This is a genomic window from Methylobacterium sp. J-059 (assembly GCF_022829485.1).
Classification (GTDB): domain Bacteria; phylum Pseudomonadota; class Alphaproteobacteria; order Rhizobiales; family Beijerinckiaceae; genus Methylobacterium.
This window is the reverse complement of the sequence record NZ_JAKSYA010000101.1, coordinates 20993-35833: the sequence shown is the minus strand read 5'-3', so window position 1 is coordinate 35833 and position 14841 is coordinate 20993. Positions and strand designations below refer to the sequence as shown.

At 73.2% G+C, this 14841-nt stretch carries 13 protein-coding genes; 3 read left to right on the top strand and 10 right to left on the bottom strand.

Going from position 1 to position 14841, the window contains the following annotated elements:
- Position 1: 1 nt before the first annotated feature.
- Entirely contained in the window at positions 2–1534 is a 1533-nt protein-coding gene (locus MKK55_RS11740; RefSeq protein ID WP_243934838.1) for a DEAD/DEAH box helicase, read from the bottom strand.
- A gap of 448 nt (positions 1535–1982) precedes the next feature.
- Here MKK55_RS11740 and MKK55_RS11735 point away from each other — a divergent pair, with 448 nt between their 5' ends.
- From MKK55_RS11735 to MKK55_RS11725, 3 genes are all read left to right on the top strand, one after another.
- On the top strand, positions 1983–3416 hold the full coding sequence (locus tag MKK55_RS11735; protein WP_243934837.1) for a lipopolysaccharide biosynthesis protein: 1434 nt from the start codon (positions 1983–1985) through the stop codon (positions 3414–3416).
- A gap of 20 nt (positions 3417–3436) precedes the next feature.
- Positions 3437–4555, top strand: a complete 1119-nt coding sequence (locus MKK55_RS11730) for a GNAT family N-acetyltransferase (RefSeq protein ID WP_243934836.1) — start codon at positions 3437–3439, stop codon at positions 4553–4555.
- Between the two features lie 165 nt (positions 4556–4720).
- Entirely contained in the window at positions 4721–5905 is a 1185-nt protein-coding gene (locus MKK55_RS11725) for an acyl-CoA dehydrogenase family protein (protein ID WP_243934833.1), read from the top strand.
- 378 nt (positions 5906–6283) lie between these two features.
- Here MKK55_RS11725 and MKK55_RS11720 read toward each other — a convergent pair whose 3' ends face one another.
- The 9 genes from MKK55_RS11720 to MKK55_RS11680 form a co-directional block, all read right to left on the bottom strand.
- Positions 6284–6916, bottom strand: a complete 633-nt coding sequence (locus MKK55_RS11720) for a DUF2939 domain-containing protein (RefSeq protein WP_243934832.1) — start codon at positions 6914–6916, stop codon at positions 6284–6286.
- 28 nt (positions 6917–6944) lie between these two features.
- Positions 6945–7496 carry an RNA pyrophosphohydrolase gene (locus MKK55_RS11715; protein WP_243934831.1) on the bottom strand — a complete coding sequence of 184 codons (552 nt, stop codon included), beginning with the start codon at positions 7494–7496 and terminating at the stop codon, positions 6945–6947.
- Positions 7497–7582: 86 nt separating this feature from the next.
- On the bottom strand, positions 7583–8830 hold the full coding sequence (locus MKK55_RS11710) for a divergent polysaccharide deacetylase family protein (protein ID WP_243934830.1): 1248 nt from the start codon (positions 8828–8830) through the stop codon (positions 7583–7585).
- A 299-nt stretch (positions 8831–9129) separates the two neighbouring features.
- The gene (locus tag MKK55_RS11705) at positions 9130–10452 is read right to left on the bottom strand and encodes a S41 family peptidase (protein ID WP_147729525.1); all 1323 of its coding nucleotides are present in this window, start codon (positions 10450–10452) and stop codon (positions 9130–9132) included.
- A complete protein-coding gene (locus MKK55_RS11700) occupies positions 10452–11798 on the bottom strand; it encodes a murein hydrolase activator EnvC family protein (protein WP_243934829.1) in 1347 nt (448 codons plus the stop codon). Before MKK55_RS11700 ends, MKK55_RS11705 begins: the two co-directional genes overlap by 1 nt.
- 67 nt (positions 11799–11865) lie before the next feature.
- Positions 11866–12363 carry a 23S rRNA (pseudouridine(1915)-N(3))-methyltransferase RlmH gene (rlmH, locus tag MKK55_RS11695; protein ID WP_243934828.1) on the bottom strand — a complete coding sequence of 166 codons (498 nt, stop codon included), beginning with the start codon at positions 12361–12363 and terminating at the stop codon, positions 11866–11868.
- Positions 12364–12374: 11 nt separating this feature from the next.
- Positions 12375–12695, bottom strand: coding sequence for a ribosome silencing factor (gene rsfS / locus MKK55_RS11690; RefSeq protein ID WP_313898961.1), 321 nt, complete (start codon positions 12693–12695; stop codon positions 12375–12377).
- A gap of 158 nt (positions 12696–12853) precedes the next feature.
- Positions 12854–13456: a nicotinate-nucleotide adenylyltransferase gene (locus MKK55_RS11685; protein WP_279596138.1), complete on the bottom strand. Its 603-nt coding sequence runs from the start codon at positions 13454–13456 to the stop codon at positions 12854–12856.
- A gap of 48 nt (positions 13457–13504) precedes the next feature.
- Positions 13505–14803 (bottom strand): glutamate-5-semialdehyde dehydrogenase, encoded by a 1299-nt coding sequence (locus tag MKK55_RS11680; protein WP_243934825.1) that lies wholly within the window; start codon positions 14801–14803, stop codon positions 13505–13507.
- Between the last annotated feature and the right edge of the window lie 38 nt (positions 14804–14841).

Sequence of the window (14841 nt, the reverse complement as noted above, 5' to 3'; positions counted from 1 at the left end):
CTCAGGAGCGCGGGCTGCGGTCGAGCCAGCCGATGGCACGGCCCTCGCCGCCGCCGTTGCCGCCGCCGCCGCTGCGCGGACGGTTGTTGGCGGGCTGGCGCGGACGATCGCCGGCGGCGCGCTCGGGGCGCGGGCCGTTGCTCGGGCGCTCGCCCTGCGGGCGGGCGTTGCGGGTGTCGGGCTGGCGGGCGCCGTCGGGACGACCCGGGCCGCGGCCGGCCTCGGCGGTGCGGTTGCCGCCGCCGAACGGGCGGCCCTGGCCGGGACGACCGCCGGGCGCCTGGCCCGGCCGGCCACCGGGACGCTGGCCCGGACGGCCGCCGCCGGGGCGCTGGCCGCGGGTGTCGGGACGGCGCTCCTCGGCCTGGGCGATCTCGGCCGCCTCCTGGCGCGAAGGCGGGGTGAAGCCCTCGGGGAAGGGGGCGACGGGGATGCGCTGGCGGGTGATGCGCTCGATGTCGCGCAGGTACGCCTTCTCCTCGTCGTTGCAGAACGAGATCGCGAGCCCGTCCGCGCCGGCGCGCGCGGTGCGGCCGATGCGGTGGACGTAGCTCTCGGGCACGTTCGGCAGGTCGAAGTTGACGACGTGGCTCACCGCCTCGACGTCGATGCCGCGCGCGGCGATGTCGGTCGCCACCAGCACGCGGCACTGCCCGTCCTTGAAGGCGGCCAGCGCGCGCTCGCGCTGCGGCTGGGACTTGTTGCCGTGGATGGCGGAGGCCGCGGTGCCGACCTTCTCGAGGCCGCGCACGACGCGGTCGGCGCCGTGCTTGGTCCGGGTGAAGACCAGCACGCGCTCGATCTTCGGATCGCGCAGGATGTGGGCGAGCAGCGCCTGCTTGGCGCCGGTATGGGCGAAGATCACCTGCTGCTCGACGCGCTCGGCGGTGGTGGCCACCGGCGTGACGGCGACCTGGACCGGATCGCGCAGGTACTGGTCGGCGAGGCCGGCGATGTTCTTCGGCATGGTCGCCGAGAAGAACAGGCTCTGGCGCTTGGCCGGCAGCATCTTCACGATGCGCTTGAGCGCATGGATGAAGCCGAGGTCGAGCATCTGGTCGGCCTCGTCGAGGACGAGGATCTCGACGCCTTCCAGCGTCAGCGAGCGGCGGTCGACGAGGTCGATCAGCCGGCCCGGGGTGGCGACGAGGATGTCGACGCCCGGCGCCAGCGCCCGCTCCTGGCGGCCGATGGTGACGCCGCCGAACACGACGGTGTTGGTCAGCGGCAGGTGCCGGCCGTAATCGGAGAAGCTCTCGGCGATCTGGTTGGCGAGCTCGCGGGTCGGCGAGAGCACCAGCACCCGGCAGCCGCGACGCGGCGCATGGCGCTTCTCGAGGCTCAGGCGGTGCAGGATCGGCAGAGCGAAGGCGGCGGTCTTGCCGGTGCCGGTCTGGGCGATGCCGCAGAGGTCGCGGCCTTCCATCGCTGGGCGGATCGCCTGCGACTGGATCGGGGTGGGGGTGTGGTAGCCGGCCTCTTCGAGCGCCTTCAGCACGGGCTGGGCGAGGCCGAAATCGGTGAACTGGGTCAAGGTGTTACTTCTCAGGCAGCCGGATCGCGAGCGCGGGCCCGGCTCGTGTCGAGCGGCGCCGCCAAGTACGGAGAGAGGTGCGATCCGTAGAGCAGGAGGCTGCCCGCGTGATGGGGCGGCCCGGGTGCATGCACGTTATGAAGAGAGGGGCCGGACATTCGGAGAGGCGCGATCCGCGCCGTCCCTCGTATCCGTCACGCAGCCCTCTCAAGCGGACCCGTCTGTCGGCCGCTGACGCTGCCCTCGGGCTATGCGCCTTCGCGGTTGCGAAGTCAACGGCCGGTCAACCGTCGCCGCATTGCGGGATGGACGCGGCGCCACGGCCGGTGCAGCGTCCGCCGATGCCGTCCCGTTCCCCCGCCCACCCGCTCGCCCGAGCCATCCCGCACCGGAGCGGATCGGTCCCGTTCCGCGGGCACCGGGCCGTCCGGCCGCCCGGCGGTCGCGGATGATCGCCCACCACACCGCGATCTACGTCGGCTCCCGCGGCTTCGCCGCAGCGATCAACCTCGGTTCGGTCGCGGTGTTCACGCGTCTCGCGCCGCCGGAGAGCTACGGCACCTACCTCTACATCCTGTCCTGGTCGCTGGTGCTCTACGGAGCCACCTGCCAATGGCCGAAATTCGCGTTCTTCGCCCTGTACGACGAGGCGAGCGAGGGCGCGCAGGTCGGCACGGTCCTGCGCATCCTGCTGTGCACGCTGGCGCTGGCGGCGATCGGAAGCGCGCTCGCGGTGGCGCTTCACGTCGTGTCGCCGCGGATCGCGGCGGCGATCGTCGCGCTCGCCTTCGGCACGACCCTGTTCGAGGGCGCCACCGAGATCGCGCGCACACGGCTGCAGGCCGTCGCGGTGGCGATGTCGGTCGTCCTGCGCGGAATCCTGATCCTCGGCCTCGGCAGCGCGGTGCTGATGGTGTCGGGCGACGCCGTCCATCTCGCGCTGGCCGTGGCGACCGCCTACGCGCTGTCGTCGATCCCGGCCGCCGCGACGGTGGTCCCGCTGATGCCCGGCCGCGGCAGCCGGGCGGAGGCGCTGCGCCTCATCGCCTACGGCTGGCCGCTGGTGCTGTCCTTCGGCATCGCGGCTCTGGCCCAGGTGGTCGACCGGCTGATCATCGTGAAGACCGTCGGGCCGGAGCATCTCGGCGCCTACGGCGCGATCGCCGACTTCCTGAAGCAGAGCTTCGTCGTGTTCGGCGAGGCGCTGGCCCTCTCGCTGATCTCGATCGCCAAGCGCGAGGCGCGCGCCGGGGGGATGCCGGCGGCGACCGCGGTGCTGTGCGACGCCGCCCGCGCGATGGCGCTGGTCGCGGCCTTCGGCGCCGCGTTCTACCTCAACTTCGACGGGGTCGTCGTCTCGGTCCTGCTCGGGCCGGACTATCGCGACCAGGCGCGGGCGCTGGCCCCGGTGCTGATCCTGGCCAGCGTGCTGATGATGTTCCGCGCCTACTATTTCGGGCAGATCATCTACTTCACGCAGTCGAGCTGCCTCGAGGCCGTGGCCTCGACGGCGACCCTGGTGACGGTGAGCGTGCTCTCGCTGGCGCTGATCCCGCATCTCGGCGTCGCCGGCGCGGCGATCGCCTTCGCGGCGGGTCAGGCCGCGGCCTGCCTCGTGTTCATCCTCGGGGCGAACCGGCACGGGTCCGGCCTGCCGGCGATGCCGCTTCCGCTGGCCGACATCGCCGGCATCGCGGCGATCGCCGTGGCGACCGGCCTCGTCCCGGCGGCCCTCGCCTGGCTCCCGGGCGGGGAGGGCGCCCCGGCGCAGATCCTGCGCTTCGCCGTGCTGGCCCTCGGCTTCCTCGCGGCCGCGTGGCGCTACGACGTGGTCGGCATCGCCGGCGTGGTGCGGCGACGCCTGCATCGGGTCGCCGGATGAGGGCGGGTGCGACGGCCAGGATGCCGGGCGGGCTGTACGCTGCCCTGCGCCCGCTCGATCCGGCTGCGCCCGGCGTCGCGGCCTGGCGCGCGCTCGGCGCAAAGGCCTGCGTCGCCAACCCGTTCTACGAGGCCGACTACGCGCTGCCGGCGGCCGGGGCCTTCGGCGACGGCGTTCGGCTCCTGATCGTCGCCGACCGCCCGCCGGACGAGCCCGGCGCGCGATGGCTCGCCCTGTGGCCGTTCCGGATCTCGCGCATCCGCTGGGGCCTGCCGCTGCCGGTCCTGATCGGCTGGACGCACGGCTTCTGCCCCTTGGGCATGCCGCTGCTCGACGCCGCCGAGCCCGACCGCGCCCTCGCCGGGCTGCTCGAAGCGCCCAGGGCGCTCGGGCTGCCGCCGCGGCTGCTGCTGCTCAACGCGCCGGCGGATGGCCGCTTCGCGGATCTGCTGGCGGCGCGGACGGGGCGGCGCGATGCCGCCTACTGGGCGCATGCCCGCGGCGCGCTCGACCTCGCCGGCCTGACGCCGGAGGCGCGCACGGGCTATCTCGGCCACGTCAGCGGCAGGAGCCGGCGCAAGCTGCGGCTCGCGCGCGAGCGCCTGGAGGCCGGCGGTGCGGTGGTGCTCGAGACGATCGCCGATCCGGCCGCGCTGATCGACGCGCTCGACGACTACGTCGCCCTCGAGACCGCCGGCTGGAAGGGCCGGGCCGGGACCGCCCTCGGCCAGCGCCCGGCCGAGGCCGCGTTCCTGCGCGGGATGGTCGCCGGGTTCGGCGCCCAGGGCCGGATCCGGATCCTGCGCCTGCGCCGCGATCGCCGCACGCTCGCCGCCGCGATCCTTCCGCGAAGCGGTCACGAGGATTTCGTCCTGAAGATCTCCTACGACGAGGCGGAGGCCGCCGCCGCGCCGGGCGTCCAGCTCGTCCATCGCCTCACCGAGGCCGCGCTGCGGGACGGCGCGATCGCGCGGATCGATTCCTGCGCCGCCCCGGACTACCGCCTCGCCGAGATGTTCTGGACCGGGCGCCGGGCGATCGCGCACCGGTTGGTCGAGGCCTCGCCCGACCCGCTCTTCCCGCTCGCGGCCGCGCTGGAGCGTGCCCGCGAGCGCTATGCCAAGTGGCGGGCCCGTTAGAGCGTTGCGGCGGCGGCGCATTGCCTCCAGGGTCGTGCGGTCCAGTTTGCCACGGCAAGAGATTCGAAGCTCGACCGGGAGGATCCGATTTCCAACGCCCCTGCCGCCCGCTCCGCCGATCCGTCCGAGAAGCCGGATCGCCACGCCCCGAAGCCGCCCGAGCTGATGTCGCCCTGGCGCACGGATGCGCGCGTCGCGCTCCAGGCCGAGGCCCGCGCCTTCGCCCGCGACGTGGTGATGCCGCTCGCCGACGCGCTCGACCCGCAGAAGGCCGAGATGCCGCGCTCGCTCATCGCCGCGATGGCCGAGAAGGGCTGGTTCGGCCTGACGATCCCGGCCGAGCACGGCGGCATGGGGCTCGGGGTGTTCGAGTACTGCCTCGTCTCGGAGGAACTCGCGCGGGCGTGGCTCTCGGTCGGCAGCATCCTGGCGCGGGGGCAGGGGCTCGGCACGCAGGTGCTCGACGACGCCCGCCGCGCCGACCTGCTGGCGCGGTCGGCGCGGGGCGAATGGATCGGCGGCATCGCCCTCTCCGAGCCGGGAGCCGGCTCGGACCTGGCCGGCGTGCAGACGCGGGCGGTGCGCGAGGGCGACCATTGGGTGCTGACCGGGACCAAGCGCTGGGCGGGCTTCGCGCGCGCGGCCGACTTCATCGAGGTTCTGGCCCGGACCCGCGATCCGGAGCCCGGCGAATCGCGCTCGGCCGGGCTCGAGCCGTTCCTCGTGGTCAAGCCGCCGGGCGAGTTCCCCGAGGGCATGACCGGGCACGTCATCGACAAGATCGGCTATCACGGCTTTCTGACGTTCCAGCTCGAGCTCGACGGGGTGCGCGTCCCCGAGAGCGACCGCCTCACCGGCCTCTACGGCGACGGCGGCGCGGACGCGGATTCCGGCGGCTTCGCCTCGGTGCAGCGCGGCCTCAACATCGCCCGCGTCCACACCGCGGCCCGCGCCGTCGGCGTCGCGCGCGCGGCGGTCGAGGACACCCAGGCTTACCTTCAGGAGCGCGTGCAGTTCGGCCACCCGATCGGCGACTTCCAGGCGCTGCGCTTCGCGCTCGCCGACATGGCGGCCGAGGTGGCGCAGGCGCGCGCCTTCTGGTGCCAGGTCGCCCATCTCCTCGACCAGGGCGAGGCGGCCGAGAGCGAGTCTGCCATGGTGAAGCTGCTGGCCACCGAGATGGCGGTGCGCGTCACCAACCAGGCGATGCAGCTCCACGGCGGCAACGGCTACACCACCGAGCGGCGGGTCGAGCGCTACTGGCGCGACGCGCGGCTGACGACGATCTTCGAGGGCACCAGCGAGATCCAGCGCCGCATCATCAGCGACCGGATGCTGCCGAAAGCCTGACGCCCGCACGGCGACCGCCCGCCCCCGCACGCGTGTGCGAGGCGCGACCGTCGGCGAGGCGGCCTGCCGGACGCGCTTGCGGCGGGCGGACGCCCTTTTGTGCGCGGGGACGACAACATCGAACTCGCCGACGCCGACGGCTCCGTCGGCGTCCGGGCGTCCAGGGGTGCGTTCCGGGGCCTCGTCGAGGATCGGCCGCGAGACGTTTCGCAACGATGCGGTGGTGCAGGGCCCCCAGCGCGGTGCCGGCCATCGCGGACCGCGATCGATCGGGCGCGCCTGTCATGAATGCCGGCTCGGGACATTCTCGCCCCTGCAATCGTTTGCGGGACGACGCTCGCGCGTGACCTGAAACCCGCCGCGCGCTGCCGCTCACCCTCAGGGTTGGGCTGCCGGTGCCCGCTCGCCGGCGCGGGCCCGGGCCAGGGTCCGGCCGAGGCGCTGGGCCATCTGGTCGCGCAGGGCCTCGGCGACCTCGATGTCGACGAGCCGCCAGGTCCAGCCGCGCAGGCGCAGGCGCACCCGCAGCTGCTGCGCCCGCGGCGCGTCCGGCGGGATCGCGATCACGGCGGTGCGGAAGCCGCGCATCTCCGAGGCGATCCAGAACGGAAACACCCGCCCGATGCGATCGAGCCTGAGCCCGGACGGCTTCACCCCCTCGGGACGCGGGATGTCGAGGCTCTGCGGCCAGCCGTCGTCGAGCAGGTCGAGCACGGTCTCGGGCGTCACCATCGATTCCGCGAGCGCCAGCGCCACGCCGACCGCCGCCTCGTTGAGGCGCTGGCGATCCTTGGCATCGAGGGTCGGATCGTTGTCCGACGCCGAGCGCAGGGCGGCGGTGGTCTGCCGGACCAGCGACAGCCGCAGCGTGCGAAAGTTGGCATGCTGCTGGACGAACGCGACGTCGTGCGCCCTCACCGCCCGCGCGAAGTCGTAGAGCGTCCAGAGCGGCGTCAGGGTGAAGGCGAACCAGCCGAGCACCGCGACGAGGGGAAACACCCACCAGCGCATCGCCCAGCCTATCGCCCGGCCGCCGCGCTCACGCGCCGACCGACCACGCGTGCAGCGGCGCGAAGGCCGCGACGACGCCCTCGTAGACCGGCCGCTTGAACGGCACGATCAGCCCCGGCAGCTCCGCGAACGGCACCCAGCGCCACGCGTCGAACTCGGCCTTGTGGGCACCGCCGCCGGGATGTTCGACGTCGATCGCGTCGTCGTCCCCGAGGAACCCGAAGGCGAACCAGCGCTGCGTCTGACCGCGGTAGCGGCCGCGCCAGGCCTGCTTTCGCACATCGGGCGGCAAATCGTAGGACAGCCAATCCGGCGCCTCGGCGAGCAGCCGGACCGAGGCCGCGCCGACGTTGGTCTCCTCGTGAAGCTCGCGCAGGGCTGCGGCCTGCGGCGCCTCACCGTCGTCGATCCCGCCCTGCGGCATCTGCCAGGCGAGGTCGCCCGCGACGTGCTCGGGGCCGGCCTCCGGCTTGCGGCGACCGACGAAGACGAGCCCGGCGCGGTTGATCAGGGTGACCCCGACGCAGGGGCGATAGGGCAGGCTCTCGCCCGGATCGCGGGATTCGGTGTCGCTCTTCATCGGCCGCGACCATAGGGAGGGCCAACCGGCGCGGCAACGTCGGGAAACACGATATCGGCAGCGCCCGATCGCGGCAGCCGCCGGGCTCAGTCCGCCTTCGTCACCCGCACCGCCTTCGCGCCGCGGAGCGCCACGCTCGCCGGCACGAGGCGGATGCCGCGGCCCTCGAGCTCGCGACTCCAGCGCGCGATGCGCTCGATCGTCATCGGCTGGGCGCTGCCCGAGGCGAGGGCGAAGCCGTTGGCGCGGGCCTGCGCTTCGAGCCGGGCGAGCTCGCGATCGATCGCCTCCGGGCGCGGCACCGCGTCGAGGACGATCTCGGCGCGGGCCGCCGGCACCTTGGTCTTGCCGAGCAGGTCCGCGGGCACGCCGCGCGCGTTGGTGCCGTCGTCGAGGAAGCCGAGCCCGCGGGCGGCGATGTCGCGCAGGACCGGCTCGAACGCGACCGCGTCGGCCATGAACTTGGCTCCCATGAAGTTCGTGACGCCGACATAGCCCGAGAACCGGCTCATCACCCAGGCGAGGCGGTCGGCGTTCTCGGATCCCTTGGCGGCGGTGAGCAGGCCCTGCGGGCCGGGATCGCTGTCGGGGTAGTCGAACGGCTCCATCGGCGCTTGGAGCAGGATCTCGTGGCCGAAGGCGCGGGCCCGCGCCGCGCTGCGCTCGGCATCGGCGCCGTAGGGGGAGAAGGCGAGGCTGACGGCGGGCGGCAGCTTGACGATCGCGCTCGCGGTGGCGGCCTGGCCGACGCCGAGGCCGGTGAGCAGGATCGCGATGCGCGGCCCGCTGCCGGGCTCCTCGGAGCGTGCGTAGACGTCGAGCGGGCGGATGCGGCCGTCGCCGAGCTTGGGCAGGACGCCGTGGCGGCCACGCTCGGTCAGGCGCGGGTCGGGGGCGGGCGCGAGCTTGGGCGCGTCGGCCTGGGGCACGCGGATCACCACCGCCTCGGCCGGCGCGGCCGACCCGCCGGCCCGCACCACGGTGACGCCGGAGGCCGACTCGACCTCGACGGCGCTGCTCTGGAGCTTCGATGCCGGCGCCGGCTCGTTCGCGGCGGCGGCCTCCGGCGACGGGGGACGCCCGGCGGCGGGCATCGTCTCGCGGACGACGATGGCGACCTGGACCCGCGGCTCGCCCGCCTTCGGGTCGCCGAGCAGGAGCACGAGGCCGAGCACCGCCAGGCCGAGGCCGCCGAGACCGGCCGCGACGGCGCGCGGAGACCGGCCGAGGGTCGCGAGGCGCGCGCGCAGGCGTGCCAGCGCGGCCTTCGGGCCGGGGGCGGGGACGTCGACCCCGAGGGGACGCGTCAGGATATCGTCGGACGAGTCGGTCACTGGCCCTCGGAACTGGCGGGGCCGCCGGAGAATCGCCGGTCGCGGCAAGGCAGCCCCGCCGTCATTGCCGGCCGCCATGGTTAATTTTTCGTAAGAGCGGCCTTCGGTCCTAGAGCCTGTTCCGTGATCACCGGATCACGGAACAAGCTCGCTCTCGTTGTGTGGTCGCGCTCTCGTCACGCGAGCCGGCATCCGCCGCGCTCGAAACGGCTCGCAACGCGCGCACGGGCGCCATGCGAAGAACCCCGCCCGGCACGCGCCGGACGGGGTTCTCGCCGTGTCGTCGATCCCGGACAGGATCAGTTCGGCATCGTCGGCTTCTGGGCGTTCGCGGCGCCCTTCTGGATGCCGTGCAGGAAGTCGACGGCGGCGGTGAGCTGCTTGTCCTTGGCGGGATCCGGCGGGACGTAGGCCGACGAGCCGCCGCGCTCCTCGACGTCCTTCTGCTTGAGGTGACCCTTCAGGCCGGCCTCGCCCTTGGTCTCGTCCTTGCCCTTGAGCTCGTCCGGGACCTCCTGCAGCACCTCGACGTCGGGCTCGATGCCCTTGGCCTGGATCGAGCGGCCGGACGGCGTGTAGTAGCGCGCCGTGGTGAGGCGCAGCGCGCCCGAGCCGCCGAGCGGGATGATCGACTGCACCGAGCCCTTGCCGAACGAGCGCGTGCCGAGGATGGTCGCGCGCTTGTGATCCTGCAGGGCGCCGGCGACGATCTCGGAGGCCGAGGCCGCGCCGCCGTTGACGAGCACCACCACCGGCTTGCCCTTGGTGATGTCGCCGGCCTTGGCCGAGAAGCGCTGGGTCTCGTCCGGGTTGCGGCCGCGGGTCGAGACGATCTCGCCGCGGTCGAGGAACGCGTCGGAGACCATCACCGCCTGGTCGAGCAGGCCGCCCGGGTTGTTGCGCAGGTCGATCACGTAGCCCTTGATCTTGTCCTGCCCGATGTCGGTCGAGAGCTTGTCCACGGCAGCCTTGAGGCCGTCGTAGGTCTGCTCGTTGAACTGCGTCAGGCGGATGTAGCCGATGTCGGCCCCCTCGACGCGCGAGCGCACGGGCTTGATCTTGATCACGTCGCGGTTGAGCGTGACCTCGATCGGGTCCTTGGCCTCCTTGCGGGTGATCTTGAGCTTCACCGGCGAGTTCACCGGGCCGCGCATCTTGTCGACCGCCTGGTTCAGGGTCAGGCCCTGGACCTGGTCGTCGTCGATCTGGGTGATGATGTCGTTCGAGAGCAGCCCCGCCTTCGAGGCCGGGGTGTCGTCGATCGGGGTCACGACCTTGATCAGGCCGTCCTCCATCGTGACCTCGATGCCGAGCCCGCCGAACTCGCCGCGGGTCGTGGTCTGCATGTCGCGGAACGCCTTGGCGTCCATGTAGCTCGAATGCGGGTCGAGCGAGGTCAGCATGCCGTTGACGGCCGCCTCGATCATCTTCGCCTCGTCGGGCTTCTCGACGTAATCGGTGCGAACCTTCTCGAACACGTCGCCGAACAGGCTGAGCTGGCGGTAGGTCTCGGCGGAGGCCGCCACGGCGCGCGGACCCGACAGGAAGTCAGTCTGCGTCGCGACCATCGACGTGCCTGCTCCCAGGAACGCGCCGAGCATGATGAGGGACGTCTTGCGCATTATCCGCGAACCTTCTCGCTGGGGCTTTTCGCCCACCAAGGCTCCGGATCGATGGAGCCGCCGTCCTTCTTGAATTCCACGTACAGGATCGGATCGCTGCCGTCGCCGCTCATCACCGGCTGGACCGCACTTCCCTCGCCCATGTTACCGACCGGCTCGCCCGCGAGCACGAATTGGCCGACCTCGACCGAGATCTGGTCCATCCCGGCCAGCAGAAGATAGTAGCCATCGCCGGCGTTGATGATCAAGAGTCGTCCGTAGGACCGGAACGGCCCGGCGAACTGCACCCAGCCGTCGGCGGGAGAGGACACCACGGCCTTCGCGCGGGTGGCGAGCGAAATGCCGCGCGTCATCCCGCCGTTGCCGTCGGGCTGGTTGAAGCCGCGCAGCAAGCGGCCGCTGACCGGGCGCGGCACGTCCCCCCGGGCGTCGACGAACTTCACCTTCGGGGCGAGCTTAGCGGGGTCGCGGATGCCGGCTGCGGCGAAACGCTCCTGCGTCGCCTTCGCCTCGCGCTGCTCGGCCGCCTTGGCCTCGTCGGCGGAGCGCTTGGCGGTGGCGACCTCGCCCTCGATGCGGTCGAGGAGGTCCTTCAGGCTCCGGGCCTCCTTGGCGAGGTCGGCCGCACGGCTCCGCTCGGCGGCGAGCCCGGTCTCGACCTCCGCCTGCCGGGTCCTCCGCGCGGCGACGAGGGCCGCGAGGCGCTGCTGCTCGCGCGCCCAGCCGGCGAGGTCGTTCTGCAGGCCCTGCCGGTCGGCGGCGATCAGGCCGCGCAGGCGCACGAGCTCGGCGAGGTCGGCGGCCAGCGTGTCCACCTCGCCGCGCATCTCGGGCACGATCGCCCCGAGCAGCATCGAGGTGCGGATCACCGCCAGAACGTCTTCCGGGTTGACCAGCACCGCCGGCGGCGGGCGCCGGCCCATGCGCTGGAGCGCCGCCAGGATCTCGGCGATCACCCCGCGGCGGGCCTCGAGCGAGCGGCGGATGGCGGCCTCGCTGCCCGACAGCGTCTTGAGGCGCTCCTCCAAACGGCTCATCCGGTCCTCGGTGGCCTGGGACTGCCGGCCGGCATCGAGGAGCGCCGCGTCGAGCTTGGCCCGGTCGCCGCCGATGCTGGCGATCTCGGACTCGAACTGCGCCTTGGCGCCCACGCTCGCGGCGAGCGCATCCTGCACCCGCTTGAGGTTGTCCGCGCGGCGGTCGCGCTCGTCGATGGCGCGCTGGATGCGCTCGGCCTCGGTGACGGGCGCCGCCGCGTCCTGGGCCCGCGGACGGGCCGCGGGCAGGGCGGCGAGGGCTGCGGCGAGGACGCCCGTGGCGACCAGCCTCGTGAGGACCAGCGTCATGGCGTGCGTTTGCCGGCTCCGTTCATCAGCGCAGGTCTCATCCAGCATTGCGGCGCACGCGAGGCATTCACCCGTCGGGATCGTCGCGATGATACGGGTGGCCCGCCAGGATCGTGAGGGCGCGGTAGAGCTGCTCGAGCGCCAGCACGCGCACGATGCCGTGAGGCAGCGTCGCGGCACCGAAGGACAGGGTGAGGTCGGCCCGGGCCCGGACGGCGGCATCGAGCCCGTCGGCCCCGCCGATGGCGACCACCAGGGCCGGGCGCCCGGCATCGCGCCAGTCGCGGATGCGCTCGGCGACGCGCTCGCTCGGCAGGTCGGCGCGGCCGCGCTCGTCGTAGGCGACGAGGACGCCGCCGGCCGGCACCTGGGCGAGCAGCCCGGACGCCTCCTCGGCGCAGCGGTCGGGGGCGCGCCGCGCACGGCTCTCGACCATCTCGGCGATGTCGCAGGCGGGGAAGCCGAGGCCGCGACCGAGCTGGGCCGCACGCTCGCGGTAGCGCGCGGTCAGGTCCCGCTCGGGCCCGTTCTTGAGGCGCCCGATCGCGGCGACGAGGAGGCGCAACGGGTCGGCGTTCAGTCGGCGGAGACGCCCGAGGGGCGGTCGGAGCCCCACATCTTCTCGAGGTTGTAGAAGCCGCGCACCTCGGGCCTGAAGATGTGGACGAGGATGTCGCCGGCATCGATCAGCACCCAGTCGCAGGCCGGCATGCCCTCGACGCGGGCGGTGCCGAAGGACTTGGCCTTCATCTCCTGCGTGATGTGGTCGGCGATCGAGCCGACGTGACGCTGCGACCGTCCGGAGGCGATGATCATCGTGTCGGCGATCGAGGTCTTGCCGGCGAGATCGATGGCGATCGTCTCCTCGGCCTTCATCTCGTCGAGGCACCCGAGCACGAGCGTCCTCAGGTCTTCGACCCTGGCCAGGGCGGCGGTCTCGGAACCCTGGGTTCCCGTGTGGAGCGACTCGGACAGCGTCCTGATTCCTCGGATATCGGCAGTGGCGACGCGCGCCTGCGTTGAACCGACGACTTTGGCCGGTTCCGGGCGGTAATTCAAGGTTCCCCGGTGCCGCTCCGCGCATCGCGGATCTGCGTCGAGGAGAGATGCGAGCGCGGGCCGTGCAGGAACACCCAGGCCGGGGGCGCCATGCCCGGCAGGGCGGAGGCGTCCGATTCCGGGATGCGGGCGGCGGAGAACCGTCGGGCGGCCCACGCGCTCGGCGCGCTGAGGGTGTGGCCGGGGCGGTCGATCACCGCGACCGGCATCAGGCCCATGATCTCGGCCGAGCCCTTCCAGCGATGGAAGCTCGCCAGCGAATCGGCCCCCATGATCCAGACGAAGCGGATGCCCGGCCGCCGCCGCACCAGCCAGCGCAGGGTGTCGCGGGTGAAGCGGGCGCCGATCGCCGCCTCGAACCCAGTGACCGCGATCCGCGGATCGCCCTTCGCCACCGCGGCGGCCTGCGCGCAGCGCTCGGAGAGCGGCGCGATCGGCCGCCCGCGCTTCAGCGGGTTTCCGGGCGTGACCAGCCACCACACCCGGTCGAGGCGCAGGCGGCGCAGCGCCATGGTGCCAACATGCAGGTGGCCGGCATGCGCCGGGTTGAACGAGCCACCGTACAAGCCGATCCGCATCCCCGGCGACGCGGGCGGCAGCGCGCCCTCACGCAACGGCGCGGATCACGGCAGGCGAGACCGCGCCGCTCACGGGCGCGTCTGGCCGCTGCCGTGGACCCGGTACTTGAAGGTGGTGAGCTGCTCCACGCCGACCGGGCCGCGGGCATGCATGCGGCCGGTGGCGATGCCGATCTCGGCGCCGAAGCCGAACTCGCCGCCATCGGCGAACTGGGTCGAGGCGTTGTGCACCACGATCGCGGAATCGACCTCCGCGAGGAAGCGGACGGCCTCGTCGCCGTCCTCGGTGACGATCGCGTCGGTGTGGTGCGAGCCGTAGGTCTCGATGTGCTCGATCGCCGCCTCGAGCCCGTCGACGACGCGGACCGAGATGATCGCGTCGAGGTACTCGGTGCGCCAGTCGGCCTCGGTCGCCGCCGTGACGCGACCGTCCACCGCCTGCACGTCGGCGTCGCCGCGCACCGCGCAGCTGGCGTCGAGCAGGGCGGCGACGAGGGGGGCGAGATGGGTGCCGGCGCAGGCGCGGTCGACCAGCAGCGTCTCGGTGGCGCCGCAGATGCCGGTGCGCCGCATCTTGCTGTTGAGCAGGATGGTCCGGGCCATGCCGAGGTCGGCGGCGGCTGCGACGTAGACGTGGCAGATGCCGTCGAGGTGGGCGAAGACCGGGACCCGCGCCTCGGCGTGGACGCGCTCGACCAGGCCGCGCCCGCCGCGGGGCACGATCACGTCGATGCAGCCGTCGAGACCGGCGAGCATCGCGCCGACCGCGGCGCGGTCCTTCGTCGGCACGATCTGGATCGCGTCCGCGGGCAGGCCGGTGGCCTCGAGCCCGGCGCGCATCGCCTCGGCGATGGCCATGGCGCTGCGGTGGCTGTCCGAGCCGGCGCGCAGGATCGCGGCGTTGCCGGCCTTGAGGCAGAGCGCGCCGGCATCGGCGGTGACGTTCGGGCGGCTCTCGAAGATCACGCCAACGACGCCGAGCGGCACGGCGATTCGCTCGATCAGCAGGCCGTTCGGGCGCTCGAAGGCCGCGACCTGGCGCCCGACGGGGTCGGCTAGCGCGCCGATCTTCTCGACCGCGTCGGCGATCGCCGCGAGGCGGCCCTCGTCGAGGGTCAGCCGGTCGATCAGCGCCTGGCTCTGCCCGGCGGCCTTCGCGGCGGCGACGTCGCGGGCGTTCTCGCGCAGGATGACGGCGCGGTCGGCGCGCAGGCGCTCGGCGATGGCCCGCAACGCCACGTCCTTGGTCTCGGCCGAGGCCAGCGCCAGCTTGCGGCCGGCGGCGCGGGCGCGCCGGCCGATGCCGTTCATCTGCTCGGCGAGGTCGTCGGCCGACGCGAAGCCGGATCGCATGTTCAGGACTGGCACGGGCATCATCCCAGGTCGGCGGCCTTCCCCGAGCCGCC

Excerpts from the sequence above, each read along its gene's own strand:
- MKK55_RS11735 (WP_243934837.1), top strand. The coding sequence starts at position 1,983 with ATGATCGCCCACCACACCGCGATCTACGTCGGCTCCCGCGGCTTCGCC.
- MKK55_RS11730 (WP_243934836.1), top strand. The coding sequence starts at position 3,437 with ATGCCGGGCGGGCTGTACGCTGCCCTGCGCCCGCTCGATCCGGCTGCG.
- MKK55_RS11725 (WP_243934833.1), top strand. The coding sequence starts at position 4,721 with ATGTCGCCCTGGCGCACGGATGCGCGCGTCGCGCTCCAGGCCGAGGCC.
- MKK55_RS11720 (WP_243934832.1), bottom strand. The coding sequence starts at position 6,916 with ATGCGCTGGTGGGTGTTTCCCCTCGTCGCGGTGCTCGGCTGGTTCGCC.
- MKK55_RS11715 (WP_243934831.1), bottom strand. The coding sequence starts at position 7,496 with ATGAAGAGCGACACCGAATCCCGCGATCCGGGCGAGAGCCTGCCCTAT.
- MKK55_RS11705 (WP_147729525.1), bottom strand. The coding sequence starts at position 10,452 with ATGCGCAAGACGTCCCTCATCATGCTCGGCGCGTTCCTGGGAGCAGGC.
- MKK55_RS11700 (WP_243934829.1), bottom strand. The coding sequence starts at position 11,798 with ATGACGCTGGTCCTCACGAGGCTGGTCGCCACGGGCGTCCTCGCCGCA.